A 25423-nucleotide genomic window follows, 5' to 3' on the forward strand; every position below is an offset into this window, starting at 1 on the left:
GTTCAGTCGTGGACCCGGGCGGGTGGGCCCTCGAGTGCTGCGTACATGGCCGACGCGACCCGCGCGGTCAGGTCGTCTGCTGCCGGCAGGGTCGTCGACGTCGGCAGGGTCTCCGTCGTGGTTGGGTCGTCGGCCCTGGCCGCGGCGAGGAACATCTCGAACTGGGCGACGGCCTGTTCGACGAGCATGGCGGTTCCGGCGACGGGGCGCAGACCGTGCGCGGCGGCCGCGGCGAGGAAGGTCGAATCGGCGGCGTAGGCGACGTCGAGGGCGATGGCACCGGGGGCGAAGGATTCGTCCCAGATCGGGTCGGGGGCCGCCTCGGCGGGCAGGGTGGAGATGACGATCGCCGACGGACCGATCCGTCTCAGATCCCCCACCGAGGCGCTCAATCCGATCCGTTCGGCCAGATCGAGAACCCGCCGGGCACGGTCAGGGTTGCGGACGCGGAAGTCCACGTGTGCGATCCCGAGATCGCGGCAGGCCACGAGCGCCGAGGCGGCCGTGGCTCCGGCGCCGAGGATCGTCGCCCGACCGGCTCCCGCACCACCGGCCCCGGCCGGTCCCGATTCTCTGTGCGGGGCGATCGCCCGCACGATGCCGCGGACGTCGGTGTTGGCCACCTGCACCCGACCGCTGCGCCGGATGAGGGTGTTGCCGGCCGCTGTCAGTGCGGCCGTCTCATCGACGTCCCATCCGCGTTCGGCTGCGAGTGTGACGAGACGGTCCTTCAACGGCATCGTCAGCGAGAACCCGATGTGCTCGGGATGGGAGTCGAGGAACCCCTCGAGCTCGTCGGCGGCGAGTTCGAATCGGGAGTATTCGCTGGTCTCCATGTGCAGCGCTGCGAAGGCGGCACGGTGGAGCAGCGGGGACTTCGAATGTGCGATCGGCGAACCGAGCACTGCGGCGAGGATCCTCACCGGCTATCCGTTGTCCTTCCTGTGCTCGCGCAGCCATTTGCGGTAGATCTCGACGTTCTTCTTATGGTCCTCGTAGTTGTCGGCGAACTTCGTCTCCCCCGTGTCCGGATTCGTCGCGACGAAGAACTGCCAATCGCCGTCGGCGGGTTCGAGCGCTGCTTCGACGGCTCCCCGGCTCGGCGAGTTGATGGGCCCGGGAGGCAGGCCCTTCTTCTTGTACGTGTTGTACGGCGAGTCCGACTGGCGCTCCTTCTTCGTCGTCGTCAGGTCGGAGCGGGCGCCGTGGATATAGGCCACGGTCGCATCCGATTGGAGCAGTCCCCCGGTCTTCGATTTCTCGGAGATGCGGTTGAGGAATGTCCTGGCCACCTTCGATCGCACCTCGGGATCTCCCGGGGATTCCTTCTCCACGAGGCTGGCCAGCGTGAGGATGCGGTTGGCGTCCTTGCTCTCGATTCCCAGTTCGTCGAGTTCGGTCTCGGTCTTGTCGACCATCTCCTGGACGATGTCCTCTGCGGTCTTCTGCTTGTTGAGGTCATACGTCGCCGGATACAGGTAGCCTTCGAGGCTCGGGGCCTCGATATCGAGTCCGTAGTCCTTCGGGGTCTTGTCGTCGATGGCTTTGTCGACCTCATCGGCGTTCATCCCCGACTCGATCATGATCGCCTTGATCTCTTCGACCTGTTTGCCTTCGGCGACCGTGATCTTCGGCGGGGCGATGGGGTTGATGAGCGCTTCGACCGCGGCCTCCGAGCTCATCTTCTCCCGCATCGTCCAGGTTCCTGCCTGGATGGTCGCCTCACGGCGTTCGATCTCGTCGAGGAAGGGTTCGGAATTCATGATGACCCCGGCTTCGACGAGCTGGTTGGCCACGGTGCGGGCGGAGGAGCCGGGAGCGATCTCGATCGAGACCTCGTTCGTTCCCTGACCTTCATAGTCGCCTTTGGGGCCGAACAGGTCGTCGAAGACTCCACCGGCCGCGCGCACACCGAAGAATCCTCCGATGCCGAAGACGAGGATGCAGATGATCACGATCGTCGTCGTCCGCCGCCGACGCAGCATTCTGCGCCGTTTCTTCGCGCGGACCTCTGCGCGGGTGAGTCCGTCGTCTGACGAGAACTCATCGGTGATGGGGCTCATACGTCGTACTCCTCGTCGGGCATCTCACGACCGGCGGGAACACCGGTGTTGTGTTCGTATTCGAGGGCGTTCTGGAGGATGATCACGGCGGCTTGGGCGTCGACGATCTCGCGTCGCTGACGCGATGACTTCCCGGCAGCGGCGAGGGCGTGGTGGGCCTCGACCGTGGTGAAGCGCTCATCGACGAGCCGGACCGGGGTGCCGGTGGCCGCGGCGACCCGACGGGCGAACTCCAACGCCGAGGTGGCCGCGGCTCGGGCGGCGCCGTCGAGGGATTTCGGGTCCCCCACCAGAAGTTCGATGGGTTCGTATTCGTCGACGATGGCGCGCAGCTGCTTCAGGGCCGCCGGTTCGTCGCTGCGTCGGACGACGGTGAGCGGGGTGGCCAGGATCCCGTCGGGGTCGCTGGAGGCGACGCCGATCCGCACGGAACCGATGTCGAGACCCAGTCGGCGACCTCGGCGGAAACTCACTGGATGGCTGCCTTGACCGCCGCGATGGCCGATGGGATCGCTGCGGGGTTGCTGCCGCCGCCCTGGGCGAGGTCGGGCTTGCCGCCGCCTCCGCCGCCGAGTTCACCGCAGGCCAGAGACACGAGCTTGCCGGCCTGCAGTCCGGCGGTGCGGGCCTCCTCGGTGGTGGCGATGACGACGACGGGCTTTCCGCTGCTGACGCCGATGCCGACGATCACGGCCTGACGGTCGGCGACCCGGTTGCGCAGGTCGGTCACCAGTGTGCGGATGTCTCCGGCATTGGCGATATCGCCGAGTTCGGCCTGGACGAAGAGCGTCCGGCCCACGGTCTGTGCCTCATCGAGGAACTTGCCCGAAGAGGAGAGCAGCTGTTGGGCGTTGAGCCGGGCGATCTCCTTCTCAGCGTCCTTGAGCCGGCTCATCAGGTCGGACACCCGCGAGGTGACATCGGTGCCGGGGACCTTGAGCATCTCCGACAGGGAGGACACGATGGTCCGCTCGGCGGCCAGGGACCGGAAGGCGTCCATGCCGACGGCGGCTTCGATGCGTCGGACTCCCGAGCCGACGGAGGCTTCGGAGAGCACGGAGATCGGGCCGACTTCGGCGGAGGCGCCGACGTGGGTGCCGCCGCAGAGCTCGCGCGAGAAGGGTCCGCCGATGTCGACGACGCGCACGACGTTCGGGTACTTCTCGCCGAAGAGCGCCATGGCACCGGACTTCTTCGCGTCGTCGAAGGACATGTACTCGGTGCCGACTTCGTAGTTCGAGCGCACCGCCAGGTTCGCGACCTCTTCGATCTCGGACCGCATCTGCGTGCTCGGGGCTTCGGGGAACGAGTAGTCGAAGCGCATGTATCCGGGCTGATTGAGCGAACCGGCCTGCACGGCATGGCTGCCGAGGATCTCACGCAGCGCGGCGTGGACGAGGTGAGTGGCGGTGTGGGCCTGGGCACCTTGGAAGCGGTGATCGTGGTCGACGGCGGCGAGCACTTCGTCATCGACGCGCAGCTCTCCGTCGATGACCTCGACCCGGTGAGCCGGCAGTCCCTTGACCGGATTCTGCACATCGCTGACCCGGGCGGTGAAGCCGTGGCCGGAGATGAGGCCGACATCGGCGCGCTGACCGCCGGATTCGGCGTAGAACGGGGTCAGGTCGAGGACGACGTCACCGCTCTGGCCGGCGGTGAGCACCTCGGCGGCGACCCCGTCGACGACGATTCCTCGCACGCGCGAGTCGGATTCGAGCCGGTCATAGCCGACGAATTCGCTCGTGCCTTCGTCGAGCAGCGCCGAATAGGCGGACAGGTCGGTGTGGCCGCCGCCCTTCTTCGCCTTGGCATCGGCCTTGGCGCGGGTGCGCTGCTCACTCATCAGCTCACGGAACCCGGCCTCGTCGACGCTCAGTCCGGCTTCGGAGGCCATCTCGAGAGTGAGGTCGATGGGGAACCCGTGGGTGTCGTGGAGGGCGAAGGCGATGTCTCCGCTGATGGTCTTGTCTCCGCCGCCCAGCGACTGTGCGGCATTGGCGAACAGCTGGGTGCCGGATTCGAGGGTGCGCAGGAACGCCTTCTCCTCGGCGTAGGCGACCCGGGAGATGCGGTCGAAGTCGGTTTCGAGTTCCGGGTAGGACAGCTTCATGGCCTGCATGGACACGGGCAGCAGCTCGGGCAGGACTTCTTCCTTGACTCCGAGCAGGCGCATGGCGCGCACGGCACGGCGCAGCAGCCGGCGGAGGATGTAGCCGCGGCCTTCGTTGCCGGGACGGACCCCGTCGCCGATGATGATCAGTGCCGAACGGACATGGTCGGCGACGACGCGCAGCTGCACATCGGCGTGCTCGTCCTCGCCGTAGGTCCGACCGGCCAGACGACTGGCGGCCTCGATGACGGGGAAGACCTCGTCGATCTCGTACATGTTCTCCACACCCTGGAGCAGGAAGGCGACGCGTTCGAGTCCCATACCGGTATCGATGTTCTTCGCCGGCAGCTCGCCGGCCACGTCGAAGTCGACCTTCGAGCGAACCTCGGAGAGTTCGAACTCCATGAACACGAGGTTCCAGATCTCGATGTAGCGGTCTTCGTCGGCCACGGGTCCGCCGTCGACGCCGTAGGCGGGGCCGCGGTCGAAGTAGATCTCCGAGCAGTAGCCTCCCGGGCCGGGCTGGCCGGTGTGCCAGTAGTTGTCCTCGTTGTCGCGCAGCTGGATGCGCTCACGGGGAACGGAGGTCTCCTCGAGCCACATGTCGATGGTCTCTGCATCGTCCTCGTGCACGGTCGCCCACAGCAGCTCCGGGTCGAAGCCGAGCCCGCCCTCAGCGACGGGGGTCGTCAGCAGTCCCCAGGCGAACTTGATGGCATCGCGCTTGAAGTAGTCGCCGAAGGAGAAGTTGCCGTTCATCTGGAAGAAGGTGCCGTGGCGGGTCGTCTTGCCGACCTCTTCGATGTCTCCGGTGCGCACGCACTTCTGCACGCTGGTGGCCCGGTTGAACGGCGCCGGCTCACGACCGGTGAGATAGGGAATGAACTGGACCATTCCCGCGATGTTGAACAGGATGGACGGATCGGAGCTGATCACCGACGCCGAGGGGACCACGGTGTGCCCGTTCGCTTCGAAGTAGTCCAACCAGCGTTGTTTGATCTCTGCCGTCTTCAATCCAAGGCCTTTCAGATATTGCTTGTGCTCCGCCCGGCTGTTGCGCCTGACGCGACACTTACTCGTGCGTACCCGCACTTAACAGGGACTAGTTTAATGGCTCCGTCGCAATATGCGAGGTGACGCGGCGCGCCGTGAATGCACGACTGCCCGGAACCGTGCGGTCCCGGGCAGTCGCGGCGGCGCGATGCGCTGTGGTCAGCCGATCAGCGCGAGTAGAACTCGACGACGAGCTGCACGTCACAGGTGATCGGCACCTCTTCGCGCTTCGGGGTGCGCAGCAGGGTTGCCTGCAGGCCCTCGAGGTTCACGTTGAGGTAGCCCGGCGTTGCGGGCAGGACGTCCTTGTGACCACCGGCGGCGGCGACCTGGAACGGATCCATCGAAGCCGAACGCTCGTGCACCTGGATGGTCTGGCCTTCCTTCACGCGGAAGGAGGGACGGTCCACGCGCTGTCCGTCGACAGTGATGTGACGGTGGACGACGAACTGACGGGCCTGGGCCATGGTGCGGGCGAAGCCCGAGCGCAGGACGAGGGCGTCGAGACGCGATTCGAGGAGCTCGACCATCGTCTCACCGGTCAGACCGGGCAGACGGTTGGCTTCCTTGTAGGTCTTGAGCATCTGGGCCTCGCGGATGCCGTACTGCGCGCGCAGACGCTGCTTCTCCTTGAGGCGGACCGAGTAGTCGCTGTCGTTGCGACGGCGGGCGCGGCCGTGCTCACCTGGAGGGTACGGACGACGCTCGAAGTACTTCTCGGCCTTGGGTGTCAGAGCAATGCCGAGGGCGCGCGAGAGGCGCGTCATGCGGCGATTACGTGCTGGTGCTGGCACTGTATTACCTTTCATCAATGTGTTCTGTCACGAAGGGCCCGGCAGGGTTCTCGCCCCGAACGCGACTGTTGTTTCCCCGGATGGGAAAGAGGGATTGAGCGTCGAGATCCGCTCGCACCGACCGCCTTTAGAGTGCAGGCACAACAGCTGTCAATCTTAGCGGGTGCGGGGCGACTGTCGCAAAGCGGATCGGCGCGCTCGCATCTGTGAACTTCCCGACTGCTTCCGACGACCCGACTGATTCCGACCGTCCGCCCCTGCCGGCCGACGTGTCCGCAAGCACTGCGGTCATTGCCGGCAGCCGTCTTCGTGGCTGTCGATGGCGGCATCGGCCACGGCGGCTCCGGACCCGCCGTAGATGTTGATCACCGCGTGAACCCCGGCACGAACGAAATGTTCGGCCTGATCGGGGCGTTGGACGACCGCGGCGATGGTCCCGGGGAACCCGGCGATGCGCAGCTGTTCGAGGGCGAAGGTGTTCGAATCGTGCAGTGCCATGGCCAGCACGACAGTGTGGGCGCTGCCGCCGACGACGAGGCGGTGCCAGAACTCGTGGTCGGTGGCATCGCCTTCGAGTACCGTGAACCCGTCGGCGCGCAGAGCCTCGACGACGGTGAGGTCGTTGTCGACGCCGATGACGCTCCGGTCGCCGCGCTCGACGAAGCGCTCGTAGGCGCCGCGGCCGATGCGGCCCATGCCGAGGACGACGACTTCCGCGTCCCCGGTGTCCAACGGCCGGTCACTCGCCCGCAGCCGACTCTCGTTCTCATCCGGCAGAATCGCATCGAGCCTCGCCACGATCGGAAGGCTGTAGGCATTGGCCAGGGAGGATCCGATCATCCCCAGTGCCACGGCGAGGGCGATGATGGTCAGCCAGTTGTCCTCGAAGAGCCCGTTGTCGACGCCGACGGCGACGACGATGAGTGCGAATTCGGAGAAGTTGCTCAGAGCCAGGCTGGTGCGCACGCTCGTGCGGTTGCGCAGACCGAAGAGCCGTCCCATGAGGTAGAAGCTCGCGAAGTTGAACGGCAGCAGGACGACGCACAGGGCCAGCGCCATGAACAGATCAGACCAGGTGGGCACCGCCTGGAGCCCGATGACGACGAAGAATCCGACGAGGAAGAGCTCCTTGACGCTGAACAGCGACTTCGACAACTCCCCGGCACGCGGGTGGGTGGAGAAGAACAGCCCGAGCACCAAGGCTCCGAGGTCGCCGTGGATGCCGACGGATTCGAAGGCGACGTAGCCGGGCCCCAAGGCCATGACGACGCCGAAGAGGACGAGCAGCTCACCGCGTCCGACACGGTCGAGGATCCGCCGCAGCACCCAGACCGCGGGAACGAGCAGGACGAGGGCGAAGGCCCACAGGCTCGGCGGCTCTTCGCCTGCGATCGAGATGAAGGCGACCGCCGCGAGGTCTTGGAGGACGAGGATCGCGATGGCGATCTGGCCGTAGTAGGACCCGTCGTCGGAGCGGTCTTCGAGCACTTTGACCACGAGCACCGTGGAGGAGAACGAGAGGGCGAATCCGAGCAGCGCCAAGGTGCCGACTCCCCCGCCGACGCTGACGAGGCCGATGGCGGCGGCGGCTCCGATAGTCCCGGCGCCGAGGAGGACCACAGTGATCATGTGCAGCGCAGCGGTGCCGTGGGCTTCGGGTTGGAGCAGGGAGCGCAGATCGAACTTCAGTCCGATGGTGAACAGGAGCAGAACCACTCCGATGTCCGAGACCTGCTGCAGTCCCGCGAAGGCGGTGAAGCCGAAGACGTGCAGACCGAATCCGGCGGCGAGGAATCCCACGAGCGGAGGGATGCGCAGCTCATGGGCGATCAGTCCGAGCGCCAGCGCGGCGGCGATGGTGATGACGATGTCCGCCATGCCGTCCTCCTCGCTCGGCGCCGCCCGCGACGGCTCAGCCCGCCACCGCGTCTGTCACCTAAGTTATCAGGGCCGCAGGAGTCTCCGGAGGTTCTCCAGCCTGTCGGCCATGGATCGTTCCATCCCGTTGCCCGTCGGAGTGTAGTAGCGCTTTCCGCGCAGGGTCTCCGGCAGATACTCCTGATCGGCGACCCCGTGCGGATAGTCGTGCGAATATTTGTAGCCCTCGCCGTGGCCGAGTTCTTTCGCCCCCGGGTAGTGGGCGTCGCGCAGATGCATCGGCACCTGCCCGGCGAATCCGTTCTTCACATCGGCGATCGCGGCATCCAGGGCGCGGTAGCTCGCGTTCGACTTCGGGGCCAGCGCGAGGTAGGTGACCGCTTCGGCCAGCGGGATCCGTCCTTCGGGCATGCCGATGTTGGCAACCGCCGTCGAGGCGGCCACGGCGATGGGCAGCGCCTGCGGGTCGGCCATGCCGATGTCCTCGGCCGCGGAGATGACGACGCGACGGGCGATGAAGCGCGGGTCCTCACCGGCGACGATCATCCGCGCGAGATAGTGCAGGGCCGCGTCGACGTCGGAGCCGCGGATGGATTTGATGAACGCGGAAATCACGTCGTAGTGCTGGTCGCCGTTCCTGTCGTAGCGCAGAACGGTTTCGCTGCTCGCCTCCGCGCAGGCGGATTCGGTGATCGAGATCGGTTCGTCGCTCGACTCCTCCGACTGCGCGGCGGCGATTCCGGCGGCGGCTTCGAGGACGGTCAGTGATCGGCGGGCGTCGGCTCCGGCGATGCGGACGATGAAGTTCCGAGCCTCCTCGGTGAGCGTGAACTGTCCGGCCAGCCCGCGATCGGATCCGACGGCACGATCGAGCAGATTGCCGACCGCCTCGTCGTCGAGCGGACGCAGGGTGAGCATGAGCGACCGCGACAGCAGGGGTGAGATGACCGAGAACGACGGATTCTCCGTGGTGGCGGCCACGAGCACGACGAGCCGGTTCTCCACCGCCGGCAGCAGGGCATCCTGCTGGGCTTTGGAGAACCGGTGGATCTCGTCGAGGAAGAGCACGGTGGTCCGTGAGTACATCTCCCGTTCCCGGCGGGCGTTCTCGATCACCTGGCGCACGTCCTTGACGCCCGCGGTGATCGCGGAGAGTTCGACGAAGGTGCGGCCCGGGGCATGCGAGATGACATGGGCCAGCGTGGTCTTTCCGACTCCGGGCGGACCCCACAGGATCACCGAGGAGGCTCCCGCCCGGTCTCCCCCGCTGGCTTCGACGAGTTGGTTGAGGGGGGAACCGGGGAAGGTCAGGTGCTCCTGACCGACGACCTCGTCCAGGGTCCGGGGACGCATCCGCACGGCCAGGGGATCCAGGGCCCGCCCCGAGGAGGTCCCGGAGGAACCGGCGAAGCCCGGACCTGGTGTTTCCTGGTCCGGGCCGTCGGAGAACAGATTGGGTTCTTGGCTCATCAGGCCTCGGCGTCGTCGTCTTCCGGTTCGAAGTCGACTCCGGCCTCGGCGCGCTGGGCGTCGGTGATCGGGGCAGGTGCCTGGGTCAGCGGATCGAATCCGCCGCCGGACTTCGGGAAGGCGATGACTTCACGAATCGAGTCGACGCCGGCCAGCAGGGACACGATGCGATCCCAGCCGAAGGCGATGCCGCCGTGCGGGGGTGCACCGAACTTGAAGGCTTCGAGAAGGAAGCCGAACTTCTCCTCGGCCTCTTCGGCGGAGATGCCCATGATCGAAAAGACGCGTTCCTGGACGTCCTTGCGGTGGATGCGGATCGAGCCGCCGCCGATCTCGTTGCCGTTGCAGACGATGTCGTAGGCGTAGGCCAGGGCCGCGCCCGGGTCTTCCTCGAGCGTGTCGAGGAATTCGGGCTTCGGAGCGGTGAAGGCGTGGTGGACGGCGGTCCACTGTCCGCCGCCGACGGCGACGTCTCCGGCAGCCTGCGCCTCGGCGGCCGATTCGAACAGGGGTGCGTCGACGACCCACACGAACGCCCAGTCGCCGTCCTTGATCAGACCCGTGCGTTCGGCGATCTCGTTGCGGGCGGCACCGAGGAGGGCACGCATGCTGCGATCACCGGCGGCGAAGAAGATCGCATCGCCCGGCTGCGCTCCGGCTGCCTCGGCGAGCCCCGCCTTCTCCTCATCGGAGATGTTCTTGGCCACCGGACCGGACAGGGTGCCGTCTTCGCCGATGAGCACATAGGCTAGGCCCTTCGCCCCGCGCTGCTTGGCCCAGTCCTGCCAGCCGTCGAGCTGACGCCTGGGCAGCGAGCCGCCGCCGGGGTAGACGACGGAGCCGACATAGGGCGACTGGAAGACGCGGAACGGGGTGTCGGCGAAGAATTCGGTGAGGTTGTGCAGTTCGAGGCCGAAGCGCAGGTCCGGTTTGTCCGAACCGTACTTCTCCATCGCCTCGTGGTAGGTGATGTGCGGGATCGGCGTGGTGATGTCGTAGCCGATGAGCTTCCACAGCGCGGTGAGGATCTCTTCGGCCAGCGCGATGATGTCCTCCTGCTCGACGAAGGAGGCTTCGATGTCGAGCTGGGTGAACTCGGGCTGACGGTCGGCGCGGAAGTCCTCGTCGCGGTAGCAGCGGGCGATCTGGTAGTAGCGTTCCATGCCGGCGACCTGAAGCAGCTGCTTGAACAGCTGCGGGGACTGCGGCAGGGCGTACCAGGAGCCGGGCTTGAGGCGGGCCGGGACGAGGAAGTCGCGGGCGCCTTCCGGAGTCGACTTCGTCAGGGTCGGAGTCTCGACCTCGACGAAGCTGTGGGCGTCGAGGACGGATCGTGCGGCCTTGTTGACATCGGAGCGCAGACGGATCGTCTTGGCCGGGCCCGAACGGCGCAGGTCGAGGTACCGGTAGCGCAGCCGGGTCTCTTCGCCCACGGCACCGGAGTCCTCGGCATGGTCGGAGACCTGGAACGGCAGGGCCGCTGCTTCGGAGAGCACCTCGACGGTGGTGTCGATGACCTCGATCTCACCTGTGGGCAGGTTCGGGTTCGTATTGCCGTCGGGGCGCACCGAGACGGTTCCGGTGGCCTTGACGACGGTTTCGTTGCGCAGCTGGTGGGCATCGTCCTCACGGACGACGACCTGCACGATTCCCGAAGCGTCACGCAGATCGATGAAGGCGACACCTCCGTGATCGCGACGACGATCGACCCACCCGGTGAGGGTGACGGTTTCTCCTGCGTTCGCGGCTCGCAGGCTTCCGGCTTCGTGGCTTCGCAGCACCTAGGGCTCCTTTGTGATGTTGTGGTCTAGCGCCTGATCAATGATAGTCGCCCTGCGCTCAGCTCCGGTACACGCGGGGCCAGAGGTCGTCGTCCACCGGAGTCCATGTGTCCGGATCCGCCGTGGTCTGCTCCCCCGAGCGGATGTCCTTGACCTCGTGGCCGGACTCACCGTCGGTGAACCAGACGAACGGAATCTCGCGGCGTTCGGCGTAGCGGATCTGCTTGCCGAATTTCGCCGCGCTCGGCGAGACCTCGCACGGGATGTCCCGGGACCGCAGCTGCGCGGCCACGGCGTCGGCATCAGCCCGTCGGGCCTCCTCGGTGACGGCGATGACGACGGCCGAGGGGGTCCCGCGGGTGGCGCGGATCTGTGATTCCTCGCCGAGGATGAACGCCATGAGGCGGGAGACGCCGATGGACATGCCCACCCCGGGATAGTTCTTCTTGCCCACGGTCACGAGCGAATCGTAGCGACCGCCGGAGGATACGGAGCCGAGCTCTTCGTGGCCGATCAACTGGGTCTCATAGACCGCTCCGGTGTAGTAGTCGAGGCCGCGGGCGATCTTGAGCTGGGCGACGACGACTCCGGGTGCGCGAACGGCTGCGGCGCGCAGCAGCGTCGTCAGCGATTCGAGTCCGGTCTCCAGCAGGGGGTGGTCGACGCCGAGGGCACGCACCTCGTCGGCGAAGTCCGGGGAGTCGGATTCGATGGCGGCCAGCTCCAGGCACAGCCGCTGCTGCTCCTCATCGGCGCCCGCTTCGGCAGCCAGCAGCTTCGCCACTTCGGCGGGGCCGATCTTGTCGTATTTGTCGAGGCAGCGCAGCACTGCTTGGATGTTCGTCAGTCCGATTCCGCGGGCGAAGCCTTCGAGCAGCCTGCGGTCGTTGACGACGATCTTGATTCCGGGCACACCGAGCGGGGCGAGACGGGAGAACGCATCGGCCACGGCCAAGGGGATCTCGACCTCGAAGTGTCCGGGCAGCTCCCCATCGGCGATGACGTCGATATCGGCCTGGATGAACTCACGGTACCGACCGGCCTGCGGACGTTCGCCCCGCCAGACGGGCTGGACGCGGGCGGCCTTGAACGGAAAGCTCAGGTCGTTCGCATTGTCGGCGATGTAGCGGGCCAGGGGCACCGTGAGGTCGAAGTGGAGTCCGAGCGGGTTGCGTTCGGCACCTTCGGAGTGAAGGCGGGAGACAGCGAAGATCTCCTTGTCGATCTCTCCGTCCTTGGCCAGCTGGCTGATCGGTTCGACGGCGCGATGGTTGAGGGCGGAGAACCCGTGCAGGGCGAAGGTGTGTTCGAGCGTGTCGATGATGGCCTTCTCGATCACGCGTTCGGCCGGGAGTCGTTCCGGGAATCCGGACAGACGGGCTGACTTCGCCATGGTGCTCCTTGCTTTCGGTGCGGTTGCGGTGCCATGCGGCGCCGTTGAATCGTGTCGTGTCTGTATCGGGTGGGGTCTGAATAGTGTGGTGTCGTCCGGGACTGCGCGAACGCCTCGGGCAGGAAGACCCGAGACTTCGGTCACTCAGACCTCAGAAGAACGGATTCGTCGCGAGTTCTGTGCTCACCCGAGAGCCAGGGCCGTGTCCAGGATAGATCGGCACGTCCGGCAGTGTCGCGAATGCCCGCAGGGATTCGGACATCGCCTGGGGGTCTCCCCCGGGCAGGTCGACGCGGCCGATGGCTCCGGCGAAGACGACGTCACCGGTGAAGATGACTTCTTCGTCCCCGTCCTTCACTCGCAGCAGCATGGAACCTTCCGTATGCCCGGGCGCGGAGACTGCCGTGACACTGAGTCCGGCGATCTCGAAGCTCTGCCCGTCGCTGATGTCAATGGCTGCCGGGGCGTTCCAGTCTGCGACGAGCGGCGCCAGCATTGCCGCGAACTGCGGGTTGAGCGTCGTGGCCGGTGAATCCAGGCGGTAACGGTCGGCGGCACCGAGGTGGACGGGCACGTTCCAGCGGGCGAGCACGTTGGTCAGGCCCAGAATATGGTCGGGGTGGCCGTGGGTGAGGAAGATCCCCTGAGGTTCGAGTCCCTCTTCGCTGAGCAGCTTCTCGAGGCCCGGGGCGCAGTCGTATCCGGAGTCGATGAGAATGCAGTCGCTGGAGCCGTCTGCGCGCACGGCATAGCAGTTGACGTCGAGGAATTCGGCGTTGGTCGAGAACACATCCATGTGCAAAGTCTATCTACACGCTCGCCGATGGTTATGCTGGGATAACGTCTATCCCACAATCGAGTGATCGGCGGGTGGAATGACCTGCCGGTTCGACCGATGGAAACAAGGTGAGAACCATGTCGACCCCGACACCGAAGCCGACCCCCCGTCCGTCGTCGCTGCCGCGTCCGCAGGCGGCACAGGTGGTCAATGCCAGCCATATCGACCACGACGCCGAGGTCGCTCGCGCGGTGACTCATGGTCGTGCCGATGCGGACGGCAATGTGTTCGTCACCACTCCGGAGGGCGAGCGTGCCGTCGGTCAGTACCCGGACGCCACTCCCGAGGAGGCCCTCGAGTACTTCGCGAAGAAGTACGTCGAACTCGCCGAGAGCGCGGTCCTGCTGCGCAACCGTCTCTCCGCCGGCGCTCCCGGCCGTGAGGTCGTGTCTGCGGCGAAGACGCTGCAGGAGTCGCTGCCGGAAGCCAACGTCGTCGGAGATCTCAAGGGGCTGAGCGCCACTCTCGACACACTCATCTCCGATGCCGAGGCCACAGAGTCCCGGCAGGCTGCCCGGGCCCAGGCCGCCAAGCTGGCAGCCGCCGAGGACCGTGAGGCTCTCGTCGTCGAGGCCGAGACCCTGGCCAAGCAGGATCCGTCGAAGATCCAGTGGAAGCAGTCGGGCGCGCGTCTGCGTGAGCTCTTCGCCCAGTGGAAGGACATGCAGCGCAGCGGACCCCGTCTGCCGCGTGCCGTCGATCAGGAGCTCTGGGGCCGGTTCTCCCAGGCCCGGAACACCTTCGAACACAAGCGCAAAGAGTTCTTCGCCGAACTCGACAAGGTCAATGCCGAAGGCAGAAGGATCAAGGAGAAGATCGTCGCCGAGGCGGAATCGCTGTCGGCCTCGACCGATTTCCGCACCGTGTCCCAGAAGTACAAAGACCTGATGAGCCAGTGGAAGCGCGCCCCGCGTGCCTCCCGGAAGGACGATGATGCGCTGTGGGCCCGGTTCCGTGCAGCACAGGACGTGTTCTTCTCCGCCCGTGATGCGGAGAATGCCGCTCTGGACGAGGAGTTCAAGGGAAACCTCGTCGTCAAGGAAGAGCTGCTGAAGAAGGCTCAGGCGCTGCTGCCGATCACCGACCCGGTGGCGGCCAAGCGCGAGCTGCGCACCATCCAGGACCAGTGGGAGGACGCCGGCAAGGTCCCTCGCGCCGATATCTCCCGGATGGAGAACGGACTGCGCGAAGTCGAACGCGCGCTCGCCGATGCCGAGGAAGCCGCGTGGCAGCGCAGCAACCCGGAGACGAAGGCCCGCACCTCGGGTGCGCTGAGTCAGCTCGACGAGTCGATCGTCGATCTCGAGAAGAAGCTCGAGGCCGCGAAGTCCGGCGGCGATGAGAAGACCGTCGCCGCGGCGCAGGAAGCTCTCGACGCTCGCCGCGCCTGGCGGGATCAGCTCGCCCAGACAGCCGCAGAACTCGACTGAGACCGCAGTGCTCGGTTGAGGCCGCGGCGCGCGTCCACAGCTTCTGACGTTCGAGTCAGCACCTGTCCACAGGCGCTCTCCGAAGTCTTGTCAACGCCTCCACATCCGACGATAGTTCGGGTATGGAGGCGTTGTTTCATCTGCGGGACTTCGGGTACGAGCAGCTCACCGAGCTCACCCTCGACGGACTGCTCATCCGACTGACCGAATCGACATGGGTGCGCACGGGTGCGATCCTCTCCCCCGCAGAGCGGATGGCCGCCCTGCATTCGCTCATCCCACCCGGACTCGCGCTCTCCCACGACAGCGCCTGGTGGGTGCACCGCGGACTCGGCCGGGCTCCCGCTCCGCTGAACTTCATCACGCTGCCCAGGCGCCGGTGGATCGCCGATGACGGTTTCGACGTCCACGAGACGGCCCTGGCCGACGATGATTGGTGCCTCATCGACGGGCTGCCCATCACCACTGAGGAACGCACACTCTACGATCTGCTCTTCCCGCATTTCCGGAACTGGTCCGCAGAGTCCCCGCGGGCGCTCAAGGGCATCATCGCGGAGATCCCCGCAGGACTGCGCCATCGCCTCCGGGACTACCTCACCGAGGTGGCCCGCCGCCCGTTCGTCGCCCAGATGCGCGGGGCCTTGGACCGGGAGGGTCAGCCGCCGGAGATCCGGTAGACGTCGAAGACCCCTTCGACCTTGCGCACGGCGGAGAGCACCGTGTCCAGATGGCTGGCGTCGCTCATCTCGAAGACGAACTTCGACTGGGCCACCCGTGCCCGGGAGGTGCCGACCGACGCCGACAGGATGTTCACATGGGTCTCGGTGAGCACCTTCGTGATGTCGGAGAGCAGACCGGAACGGTCGAGGGCTTCGACCTGGATCTGGACGAGGTAGATTCCGCTTGTCTTCTCGCCCCAGGACACCTCGACCATACGTTCGGGCTCCCGTTTGAGTGAGGTGACGTTCGGGCAGTCGACGCGATGCACGGAGACGCCCGAACCGCGGGTGACGAAGCCGAGGATCTCGTCTCCCGGCACCGGGGTGCAGCAGCGGGCGAGCTTGACGAGCACATCGTCGACGCCTTTGACGATGACGCCTTCGGACGAGGAATGATGTCCCGAGGACTGGCCGGTCCGGTTGCGCGGCTCGGGCGGCAGCACGACCGAGTCGTCGTCCTCCCCGACTTCCTTGGCCAGCAGATCGACGACGTGCTGAGCCGAGGAGACGCCGTTGCCGATCGCGGCGTAGAGGGCGCTGACATCGGGCAGCCGCATCTCCGTGGCGACGACCTGGAGGGCCTCCTGGCTCATCAGCGAGGCGGCGGAGATCGTATGGCGGCGCATCGCACGGGCGAGCTGTTCGCGACCGTTCTCGATCGCCTCTTCGCGGCGCTCCTTCGAGAACCACTGGCGGATCTTGCTGCGGGCACGTGGGCTCTTGACGAAGCCGAGCCAGTCACGGCTGGGGCCGGCATTCTCATCCTTCGAGGTGAAGACCTCGACGGAATCCCCGTTCTTCAGCTCCGTGTCCAAGGCGACGAGGCGACCGTTCACTCGCGCGCCCATCGTCTTGTGTCCGACCTCGGTGTGCACGGCGTACGCGAAGTCGATGGGGGTGGCTCCCGCCGGCAGGCTCATCACCTCGCCCTTGGGGGTGAAGACGTAGACTTCCTTCGAGTTCACCTCGTAGCGGAGGCTGTCGAGGAATTCGTCGGGATCGGAGACCTCGCGCTGCCAGTCCAGGAGCTGTCGCAGCCAGGCTGCGTCGTCGACCTCTCCGGCGTCGGAGACCTTCACAGAGCGGGCGGTGTTCGAGGTCACGGCCTTCGAGGACTTATTCAGATCCTTGTACTTCCAGTGAGCGGCGACGCCGAATTCTGCGCGACGATCCATCTCGTGGGTCCGGATCTGGATCTCGACGGGTTTGCCGGCCGGCCCGATCACCGTGGTGTGCAGGCTCTGGTACATGTTGTACTTCGGCATCGCGATATAGTCCTTGAACCGCCCGGGAACCGGGTTCCAACGGGCGTGGACGATGCCGAGGGTGGCATAGCATTCGCGCACGGATTCCACGAGGACGCGGACCCCGACGAGATCGTAGATGTCTGCGAACTCGTGTCCGCGCACGACCATCTTCTGATAGATCGAGTAGTAGTGCTTGGGCCGACCGGTGATGGAGGCGTCGATCCCGGATTCCCTGAGTTCACCCTGGAGCTCCTCGGAGACGGTGGCCAGATACTTCTCGCGTTCGGGAGCCCTGTCGGCGACGAGTCGGACCACTTCGTCGTAGACCTTGGGATGGAGAACCTGGAAGGACAGGTCTTCGAGCTCCCATTTGATCGTGTTCATGCCCAATCGGTGTGCCAACGGGGCGAAGATGTCGAGGGTCTCGCGGGCCTTCTTCGTGCTCGACGAGGCCGGGACGAAGCGCCAGGTGCGCGCGTTGTGCAGGCGGTCCGCGAGCTTGATGACGAGGACGCGGATGTCCTTGGCCATCGCGACGATCATCTTGCGCACGGTCTCGGACTGCGCGGCCTGCCCGTAGGTGAGCTTGTCGAGCTTCGTCACCCCGTCGACCATGGCTGCGACCTCGGAACCGAATTCCTCGGTGAGTTCGTCGAGCGAATACGAGGTGTCTTCGACCGTGTCGTGCAGCAGTGCGGCGGCCAGGGTGACCGGCAGCATGCCGATCTCCGCGAGGATCGTCGCGACAGCGATGGGATGGGTGATATAGGCGTCACCGGACTTCCGGGTCTGCCCGCGGTGGGCCTCCTCGGCGACCTTGTAGGCCCGGACGACGAGGTCGATGTCCGCCTTCGGATGGTTCGACTGCAGGGCCCGGATCATCGGGCCGAGCACTCGCGGGTAGCCAGGGTTGTTCTGCGCCCTGGCCGCCCACCAGGCTAAGCGGGAGATGCCTCGCGGACGACGCGAATCAGCCGACGATGCCACACCATCTCCTCTCTCGGGGTTCAGACTTCGGCGTGAGTCACCGGTGGGACGTCTGCTCCCCCGTCCTTCAAGCGTAGTTCACGCACGGCCTCCTCCTGTGCCTTGACCGCCGGTTCATTCGCCCGGAGGACGGCGTAGAGGGGGCTCGCGACGAACAGCGTCGAAGCGGCTGCCACTATAGTACCGATGAACAGGGACAGCGAGATATCGACCAGTGTTCCCGCGCCGAGCAGGAACACGCCGATGAAGAGGATCGAGGCGATCGGGAGCACGGACACCACCGACGTGTTGATCGAACGCACCGTCGTCTGATTCACACCGAGGTTGACGAGTTCGGAGAACTTGAGCTTCCGCTTCTCCTCGAACCTCGTCGTGTTCTCTCGGATCTTGTCGAAGACGACCACCGTGTCATAGAGCGAGAAGCTGAGCACGGTGAGGAATCCGATGATGGCTTCCGGAGTGACTTCGAAGCCGGTGGCCGAGTAGATGCCCATCGTCACGATCATCACGACGAAGAGTCCGACGATCGCCGCGACCGACATCTTCCAGGTGCGGAAGTACAGTGCCATGACGACGAGCGCGATCGCCACGAAGATGACGAGCGCACGGATCATCTTCGACGTCACGTCCTGTCCCCATTCAGGACCGACGAATGTCGAGGTGACGTCTTCGACCTTCACATCGTATCCGGACACGAGTGCGTCGCGGACATCCTGCATCTGCGGATCGGTGAGCTGGTTCGTCTCGATCTCGACGGCCGTGTCACTGGTCGGCGTCAGGCGCGGCTCGGATCCGGAGACCACCTCGTTGATGATCCCTTCGCCCTTGGCCGCCGAGGTGTCGGTGACGTGGTCGACCTGGAACTGCGAACCGCCCTTGAAAGCGATTCCGAAGTTGAAGCCGAAGATGAGCGGGACGAGCAGAGACAGCAGGACGAGGACTCCGGCGATGCTCAGCCACAGCTTCGCCTTGCCGACGAAGGGGATCGATGATTCGCCGCTGTGCAGCCGGTTGCCCCAGGCAAAGAACCGTTTCACTTGTCATCCTCCTTGCCATCGGCTGCTGCCGAGTCCTCGGCGGCATGCTCTTCCTCGGCGCGTCGAGCCGCGGCCTTCCGCTCGGCGATGGTCATTCCGCCCGTCGCGGTCTTCGCCGGTTTCGATTCGGCGGACTTCGACTTCGCGGCCGTGGACGCCTTCGACTCGTCGGTCGTGGTCTCCTCCGACTCGGACGCGGCAGCCGCGGCGGTGGTGTCGGAACCGTCCTCGGCTGTCATCCCGGCCTTGCGCAGACGCGCCTTCTCACGCCGTTTGGCTTCGGGCGACTTGTCCTGGTCGTCGATGGACAGATTGAGAGCCCCGCGGTATGCGGCGGGTTTGACCCCGAGCAGACGCGGGTCCATGCCCGACATCGGGTGGCCCTCGCCGAAGAACTTCGTGCGTGCCAGGAACTGCAGCATCGGGTGGGTGAACAGGAAGACGATGAGCACGTCGATGATCACGGTCAGGCCCAGGGTGAAGGCGAAGCCTCGCACCGAGCCGACGGCCAGGATGTAGAGGATGACCGCGGCGAGCATGTTCACGGCCTTGGAGGCGTAGATCGTGCGCTTGGCTCGGTCCCAGCCGACCTCGACGGCGGAGAGCAGATTGCGCCCGCTGCGCAGTTCGTCTCGCACACGTTCGAAGTAGACGATGAACGAGTCCGCGGCCATGCCGATGCCGATGATGATACCGGCGACACCCGCCAGTGACAGTCGATAGCCGTATCTCCACGATGCCAGCAACAGCAGCAGGTAGGTGAGTACACCGGCGACGACGAGGCTCGAGACGGTGACGAGGCCGAGCACTCGGTACTGCAGCAGCGAGTACACGACGACGAGCAGAAGTCCGACGAGTCCGGTGAGCAGGCCGATCTTGAGGTAGTTCGATCCCAGGGTCGGAGAGATCTGGTCCTCGCTCTGGACCTGGAAGCTCAGAGGCAGCGAACCGTTCTTGAGCTGATTGGCCAGAGTCTGTGCCTCGTCGAGAGTGAAATTGCCGGTGATCTGAGCGTTGCCGTCGGTGATCACCGCGTTCGAGGACGGAGCCGAGAGCACCAGGCCGTCGAGTTCGATAGCGAACTGGTTGTACGGCTGCTGCTTGCCGGTGATGTCCGAGGTGATCTGCTTGAAGATCTCACGCCCGGTCGAATCGAAGGAGAGGTTGACGGCAGGATTGTTGGTCTGCACGCCGTTGGCTCCCGCGGCATAGCCCGCGTTCGCATCTGCGAGGTGATCACCGGAGAGTTCGACGGGCCCGAGGATGTACTTGGCCTGTCCGTCTTCGGAGCACGAGACGACCGGTTCGTCCGAGGGCTGCTGCTGCCCGCCCGTCCGATTCTTCTTGTTCGTGCAGTCGAGCTCCGTGTATTCCTTGATGATTGCGTCGGTCTGCCATTCGGAGGCGTCCTTCTCGGGATCGAAGAGAGGCCGCGGTGTCGAGTCGGTGACCTTCGAGCCCTCGCTCGAGCCGCTGCCCTCTCCGGACTTCTCCGCGTCCTTGCTCGCCGACTCCGAGGACTTCGTCTCCTCTGTGGACTCGTCCGTCTTCGTCGCCGAGCCGCCGGCCTCGACGACATCGCCGCCGCCGGACGGAGCCTGATCCTCTCCCTGTCCGTCACCCTGTGAGTCGGCGCCGGTGAGATCCTCGAGGCGTTTGCGCTCTTCGTCGCTCAGCCCGTCATCGGCACCCGATTCCTCGCCGCTCTTCTCCTGTTCCTTCTGGATCTGCTCCTGTGAACGCGGGTCACCGACCAGCGCCACGCGGCGGAACACCAGCTGAGCAGATGAACGGACGAGGTTGCGGGTCTCCTCGTCGGGGTTGCCCGGGAGGTTGACGACGATGTTGCGGTCGCCCTGCGTCGTGATCTCGGCTTCGGAGACACCGGTCGAGTCGACGCGCTGGCGGATGATCGCCACGGCCTGATCGAGCTGCTCCTTGCTGATGTCCGTGCCCTCGGACACCTGCGGCTCCAGGATGATCGAGGTTCCGCCCTCGAGGTCGAGCGCGAGCTTCGGAGTCGTCGTGGCATTCGACCAGATGACCCCGCCGGCGATGATAGCGGCGAGGACCACAGTGATGATCGTCAGCCACAGGAAGCGCAAACCAGGGCGTGGTTTTTCTTCGATATCGGACACGTTTCAGCTTTCAGTCGGGAGAAGAGTGCGAGAACGGATCAGTTCTTCTTGTCGGAATCCGAATCAGTCGAGTCCGTGGAATCATCATCGGCAGCTGCGGAGTCGGCATCGGTCTCTGCGGCATCAATGTCGACGTCCTCGGCCTCAGCGACTGCGTCGGCGTCCTCGGTCTTCGCAGCGGACTCATCGGCGCTGATGTCCTCAGCAGTCTCGTCGTCCGCAGTGTCCTTCTCGGCGCGCTTGCGTTCGTTCATGGCGTCGAGCTCGGCGTCGGTGATGGCCGGCTTCTCGTCATCGGCGGCGGCATCGACATCGGCGGCGGGGGCGTCGGCGCCGGGGGCATCGACGGGCGCTGCGGCCTGATTGTTCTCGATCTGGCCGATGGCCTGACGGTGGACGCGCAGAACCGTGCCTGGTCCCGATTCGATGGTCACCTGGTTGTTCTCTTCGTCGATGGAGAGCACGGTGCCGAAGACACCGAAGGTCGTCATCACGGTTGCGCCGGGCACGAGACCCGATTTGATCTGCTCCGCACGCGCTTTCTGCTTACGCCGAGAATTGAACAGGAAAAAGATCAGCAGCGCGGCAAGCGCAAGGGGGATCAGCAAATCCACAGATATCAGCCTTTCATATGAATGAATCAGTGAACCAGCTTAGTTCGTCCTCACCTCTCATAGCGAACTCAAATGCGGGGTTCAGAACTCATAGTTTGCTGGGATCTGCATTTTCAGGTGATTCCAGGCGGCCGAGGTGGCCACACGTCCCCGTGGGGTGCGGCTGATCAGCCCCTCCCGCACGAGGTAGGGCTCGGACACGGTTTCGACGGTGTCGGCTTCTTCGCCCACGGAGACAGCGAGGGTTCCCAGCCCGACCGGGCCACCGCCGAAGCGCTGGCACAGCACGTGCAGAACCGATCGGTCGAGGCGGTCGAGACCGAGCTCATCGACCTCGTAGACGCGCAGGGCGTTGGTGGCGGCCTCCTCGTCGATGATTCCGCTCCCCCGCACCTGTGCCCAGTCGCGGACGCGGCGCAGCAGGCGGTTCGCGATTCGCGGGGTGCCCCGCGAACGTGTGGAGATCTCTTCGAGCCCGGCGAGTTCGGATTCGATGCCGAGCATCTTGGCCGAACGCCGAAGAACCGTGAGCAGGTCGGCACTCGAATAGAAGTCGAGCAGGGCGGTGAAGCCGAAGCGGTCGCGCAGCGGCGCCGGAAGCAGACCCGACCGGGTGGTGGCACCGACGAGAGTGAATTGCGGGAGATCGAGCGGAATAGCGGTCGCGCCCGGGCCCTTGCCGACGATGACATCGACTCGGAAGTCCTCCATCGCCACATACAGCATCTCCTCCGCGGCACGGGCCATCCGATGGATCTCATCGATGAAGAGGACTTCGCCCTCCTCGAGGGAGGACAGGATCGCGGCGAGGTCACCGGCATGCTGGACGGCAGGGCCGGAGGTCACCCGCAGGCTCGAGTTCATCTCATGGGCGATGATCATCGCCAGAGTGGTCTTGCCGAGTCCGGGAGGACCGGAGAGCAGCACATGGTCGGGAGCCTTCTGTCGGGCCTTCGCGGCGTCGAGGACGAGGGAGAGCTGCTCCCGTACCTGCGGCTGGCCGATGAAGTCGGCCAGGCCCTTCGGTCGCAGCGCTGCCTCGGCATCGCGTTCGGCCGTCTCGGCGCGTCCCGAGACGAGCCTCTCCTGTTCGGCTCCGGTCAGGTCCTGATCGCCGAAGTCCATCTCGTAGGAGTCAGGGTCGAAGGAGCTCGTCATCGCTTCGCACCCAGGACCTTCAGTGCGGCCTTGAGGATCACGGAGGTGCCGGCGTCAGCACCGGTCTCCTTGACGACCTCGGCGACGACCTCCTCGGCCTGCGGTTCCTTCCACCCGAGTCCCACGAGGGCGTCGACGACCTGCTGGTTTCCGCCGCCGAAGGACAGGGTCGGTCCGGGAGCGGCAGCGGTGAGCTTCGGCAGCTTGTTCTCGAGTTCGAGGATGATGCGTGAGGCGCCCTTCTTCCCGATTCCGGGCACCCGGGTGAGCGCATTGGCGTCCTGATTCGTGATCGCGGCAGCGAGCTCGTCGGGCCCCATCACCGACAGGATCGCCATCGCCAGGCGCGGGCCGATTCCAGAGATCGACAGCAGCACTTCGAAGGTATGGTTCTCGTCTTCGGTGGTGAAGCCGAACAGCGTCATCGAGTCTTCGCGCACCACGAGGCTGGTGACCAGTTCGATCTCGGCGCCGTGCCGGGTGCCGGCCAGGGTGTCGGGGGTGACATGGACCTTGCGGCCGACACCATAGGTGAGAACGACGAGGTGGTCAGCTGCGATCCGATGCACCGTACCGCTGAGGAAACTGATCACGGACAGCCTTTCTTAGGGGAACACGTGTACGAATCCAGGTTAGCAGGCGCCCTCTGCCCCATGCTCACTTGGCGCGCCGCATGGCCTCGGCCCACTGCTGCTGAGCCTTCGTCAGTCCGCTGCCCTGCCGACCGCCGGACTTGCGTTCGGTGAGGTCCTTGTTCTTCCCCGGCGTCGATTGGGCCGCCAGCGCCCCGCGCCAGGAATGGCAGATCGCGATCGCCAGGGCGTCGGCGGCGTCGGCGGGCTTCGGCGGCGCCTCGAGCCCGAGGATCCGTGTCACCATCGAGGTGACCTGCTTCTTGTCCGCACGTCCCGAACCGGTGATCGCGGCCTTGACCTCGGACGGGGTGTGCATGGCCACGGGCAGTCCGCGGCGGGCGGCCAGCCCCATCGTCAGTCCCGATGCCTGGGCGGTGCCCATGATCGTGGACACATCATTGCGGGCGAAGACGCGTTCGATGGCGACGACATCGGGACGATACGTGTCCAACCAGGTGTCGAACGCCTCGGCGATGGCACCGAGTCGCAGGTCGACGGAATCGGCCGAGGGAGTCCGCAGGACGTCGACGGCGACCATCGTCGCCTTCCGGGCGGGCAGGGTGTCGATGACACCGAGCCCGCACCGGGTCAGTCCGGGGTCAACACCGAGGATGCGCATCAGGCATCGAGTTCGGCGAGGACCTCATCGCTGACATCGGCGTTCGAGTAGACGTTCTGCACCTCGTCGCTGTCTTCGAGCGCGTCGATGAGGGAGAAGACCTTCCGCGCGGTCTCCGCGTCGAGGCTGACCTCGAGCTCGGGCACGAAGGAGGCTTCGGCCGAGTCGTAGTCGATCCCGGCGTCGACGAGCGCGGTGCGCACGGCCACGAGGTCGGTGGCCTCGCAGATGATCTCGAACTTCTCGCCGACTTCCTTGACCTCTTCGGCCCCGGCATCCATGGTCGCCAGCAGAATGGCCTCTTCGTCGGTCTCCTCGGCGCCCACGGTGATGACGCCCTTGCGGTTGAAGTTGTACGTCACCGAACCGGGATCGGCCATCGACCCGCCGTTGCGGGTCACGGCCACGCGCACCTCGGAGGCGGCACGGTTGCGGTTGTCGGTGAGACATTCGATGAGCAGAGCCACACCGCCGGCGGCGTAGCCTTCGTACATGATCGTCTCGTAGTTGACTCCGGAGCCGTCGAGACCGCCGCCGCGCTTGACCGCGCGGGTGATGTTGTCGGCGGGCACCGAGTTCTTCTTCGCCTTCTGGATCGCATCGAACAGCGTCGGGTTGCCGTCGGGGTCGGGTCCACCGTTGCGAGCGGCAACCTCGATGTTCTTGATCAGCTTGGCAAAGAGTTTGCCGCGCTTGGCATCGATGGCAGCCTTCTTGTGTTTAGTCGTTGCCCATTTGGAATGACCTGACACTGGTGTTCCTTCCTGTAGTTACAGCCTCTCAATTCTATACGCTGATCGCCCGGACCCATGCAGACGACCGGAGGCGATTCCGTGCGGACTCGCCTCGGTGCGCAGTTGCGAGTTCAGTCGATGACCAGCGGCACGTCGGGAACGGACCCGGCGGTGGCCAGGTCGATGAGGCCGAGCAGATTCTTCGGATAGATCGTCTCCGTCGTGGCCAGGAGCTCCTCCCGGGTCCACCAGCGGAATTCGAGCAGGCTGCGTTTCTCGATGTCCGTCCAGACCGCGTCTTCGAGTTCGATGTCCTCGGTGGTGCGGAAGGCGAAATAGGTTTCGACCTGGCGCAGTGACTTCTCCGTGAATTCGAAGACCTCGTCACGGGTGGCCAAGGGGCCGATGAGTTCGTGGGGTTCGCATTCGATCCCGGTCTCCTCCGCCAGTTCCCGGGCCGCCGTCTGCGCGGCCGATTCACCGAGTTCGGAACCTCCGCCGCAGGTCATCCACCATTGGTGACTGGGTGTCAGCAGGTCCTGGGCCCTGATCAGGAGAACCTCGTCGCGCTCATTGAGTAAAACGACCCGTGAGGCTTTACGAGGTTTCATGTTTCTCCAGTGGTCGGCGGCGAAGGGAGGCAAGTGTTTGCAGAATAATGACGCTGGGGGATTTCGGCAAGAGCACGACAGCGGCCCAGAGAACGATATCGGCTCTGCGCGTTC

21 protein-coding genes are annotated in these 25423 nt (G+C 65.5%); 2 read left to right on the top strand and 19 right to left on the bottom strand.

All coding sequences use genetic code 11. The annotated features are described in order from the left end of the window. Positions 1–2: 2 nt before the first annotated feature. From HF684_RS10185 to HF684_RS10230, 10 genes are all read right to left on the bottom strand, one after another. Complete coding sequence (locus tag HF684_RS10185) at positions 3–923, bottom strand: shikimate dehydrogenase (protein WP_169252370.1); 921 nt, start codon at positions 921–923, stop codon at positions 3–5. Between the two features lie 3 nt (positions 924–926). Then, positions 927–2063, bottom strand: a complete 1137-nt coding sequence (gene mltG, locus HF684_RS10190; RefSeq protein ID WP_169252371.1) for an endolytic transglycosylase MltG — start codon at positions 2061–2063, stop codon at positions 927–929. Continuing rightward, a complete protein-coding gene (ruvX, locus tag HF684_RS10195) occupies positions 2060–2536 on the bottom strand; it encodes a Holliday junction resolvase RuvX (protein ID WP_169252372.1) in 477 nt (158 codons plus the stop codon). The genes mltG and ruvX overlap by 4 nt, the downstream gene beginning before the upstream one ends. Beyond that, positions 2533–5187, bottom strand: coding sequence for an alanine--tRNA ligase (gene alaS, locus HF684_RS10200; RefSeq protein ID WP_169252373.1), 2655 nt, complete (start codon positions 5185–5187; stop codon positions 2533–2535). The genes ruvX and alaS overlap by 4 nt, the downstream gene beginning before the upstream one ends. Positions 5188–5393: 206 nt before the next feature. Then, positions 5394–5993 (bottom strand): 30S ribosomal protein S4, encoded by a 600-nt coding sequence (gene rpsD, locus HF684_RS10205; protein ID WP_101553457.1) that lies wholly within the window; start codon positions 5991–5993, stop codon positions 5394–5396. A gap of 315 nt (positions 5994–6308) precedes the next feature. Continuing rightward, positions 6309–7898, bottom strand: coding sequence for a cation:proton antiporter family protein (locus tag HF684_RS10210; RefSeq protein WP_169252374.1), 1590 nt, complete (start codon positions 7896–7898; stop codon positions 6309–6311). Positions 7899–7964: 66 nt separating this feature from the next. Next, a complete protein-coding gene (locus HF684_RS10215; protein WP_169252375.1) occupies positions 7965–9368 on the bottom strand; it encodes a replication-associated recombination protein A in 1404 nt (467 codons plus the stop codon). Then, positions 9368–11149: an aspartate--tRNA ligase gene (gene aspS, locus HF684_RS10220; RefSeq protein ID WP_169252376.1), complete on the bottom strand. Its 1782-nt coding sequence runs from the start codon at positions 11147–11149 to the stop codon at positions 9368–9370. Before aspS ends, HF684_RS10215 begins: the two co-directional genes overlap by 1 nt. 58 nt (positions 11150–11207) lie before the next feature. Further along, on the bottom strand, positions 11208–12542 hold the full coding sequence (hisS, locus tag HF684_RS10225; protein WP_169252377.1) for a histidine--tRNA ligase: 1335 nt from the start codon (positions 12540–12542) through the stop codon (positions 11208–11210). A gap of 151 nt (positions 12543–12693) precedes the next feature. Then, the gene (locus HF684_RS10230) at positions 12694–13338 is read right to left on the bottom strand and encodes an MBL fold metallo-hydrolase (protein ID WP_169252378.1); all 645 of its coding nucleotides are present in this window, start codon (positions 13336–13338) and stop codon (positions 12694–12696) included. A gap of 119 nt (positions 13339–13457) precedes the next feature. On the opposite strand from HF684_RS10230, the gene HF684_RS10235 reads away from it, so the two are divergent. Together HF684_RS10235 and HF684_RS10240 are read left to right on the top strand one after the other, a co-directional pair. Then, the gene (locus tag HF684_RS10235; protein ID WP_169252379.1) at positions 13458–14810 is read left to right on the top strand and encodes a DUF349 domain-containing protein; all 1353 of its coding nucleotides are present in this window, start codon (positions 13458–13460) and stop codon (positions 14808–14810) included. Between the two features lie 122 nt (positions 14811–14932). Then, entirely contained in the window at positions 14933–15487 is a 555-nt protein-coding gene (locus HF684_RS10240; protein ID WP_169252380.1) for a hypothetical protein, read from the top strand. Here the strand turns inward: HF684_RS10240 and HF684_RS10245 are convergent. From HF684_RS10245 to HF684_RS10285, 9 genes are all read right to left on the bottom strand, one after another. Continuing rightward, complete coding sequence (locus HF684_RS10245) at positions 15466–17763, bottom strand: bifunctional (p)ppGpp synthetase/guanosine-3',5'-bis(diphosphate) 3'-pyrophosphohydrolase (RefSeq protein ID WP_169252381.1); 2298 nt, start codon at positions 17761–17763, stop codon at positions 15466–15468. The genes HF684_RS10240 and HF684_RS10245 overlap by 22 nt on opposite strands. 20 nt (positions 17764–17783) lie before the next feature. Next, positions 17784–18800: a protein translocase subunit SecF gene (secF, locus tag HF684_RS10250; RefSeq protein ID WP_169252382.1), complete on the bottom strand. Its 1017-nt coding sequence runs from the start codon at positions 18798–18800 to the stop codon at positions 17784–17786. Further along, entirely contained in the window at positions 18797–20938 is a 2142-nt protein-coding gene (gene secD / locus HF684_RS10255) for a protein translocase subunit SecD (protein WP_248278872.1), read from the bottom strand. Before secD ends, secF begins: the two co-directional genes overlap by 4 nt. 38 nt (positions 20939–20976) lie before the next feature. Then, the gene (gene yajC, locus HF684_RS10260; RefSeq protein ID WP_248278873.1) at positions 20977–21552 is read right to left on the bottom strand and encodes a preprotein translocase subunit YajC; all 576 of its coding nucleotides are present in this window, start codon (positions 21550–21552) and stop codon (positions 20977–20979) included. Between the two features lie 81 nt (positions 21553–21633). Continuing rightward, the gene (gene ruvB, locus HF684_RS10265) at positions 21634–22710 is read right to left on the bottom strand and encodes a Holliday junction branch migration DNA helicase RuvB (RefSeq protein WP_248278874.1); all 1077 of its coding nucleotides are present in this window, start codon (positions 22708–22710) and stop codon (positions 21634–21636) included. Continuing rightward, on the bottom strand, positions 22707–23303 hold the full coding sequence (gene ruvA, locus HF684_RS10270; protein WP_169252383.1) for a Holliday junction branch migration protein RuvA: 597 nt from the start codon (positions 23301–23303) through the stop codon (positions 22707–22709). Before ruvA ends, ruvB begins: the two co-directional genes overlap by 4 nt. 64 nt (positions 23304–23367) lie before the next feature. Further along, complete coding sequence (gene ruvC, locus HF684_RS10275; protein ID WP_169252384.1) at positions 23368–23964, bottom strand: crossover junction endodeoxyribonuclease RuvC; 597 nt, start codon at positions 23962–23964, stop codon at positions 23368–23370. Continuing rightward, the gene (locus tag HF684_RS10280) at positions 23964–24716 is read right to left on the bottom strand and encodes a YebC/PmpR family DNA-binding transcriptional regulator (RefSeq protein WP_169252385.1); all 753 of its coding nucleotides are present in this window, start codon (positions 24714–24716) and stop codon (positions 23964–23966) included. The genes ruvC and HF684_RS10280 overlap by 1 nt, the downstream gene beginning before the upstream one ends. A 113-nt stretch (positions 24717–24829) precedes the next feature. Continuing rightward, positions 24830–25309 carry an NUDIX domain-containing protein gene (locus HF684_RS10285; protein WP_169252386.1) on the bottom strand — a complete coding sequence of 160 codons (480 nt, stop codon included), beginning with the start codon at positions 25307–25309 and terminating at the stop codon, positions 24830–24832. Between the last annotated feature and the right edge of the window lie 114 nt (positions 25310–25423).

The sequence above is a fragment of the Brevibacterium sp. 'Marine' genome (assembly GCF_012844365.1).
Lineage (GTDB): Bacteria > Actinomycetota > Actinomycetes > Actinomycetales > Brevibacteriaceae > Brevibacterium.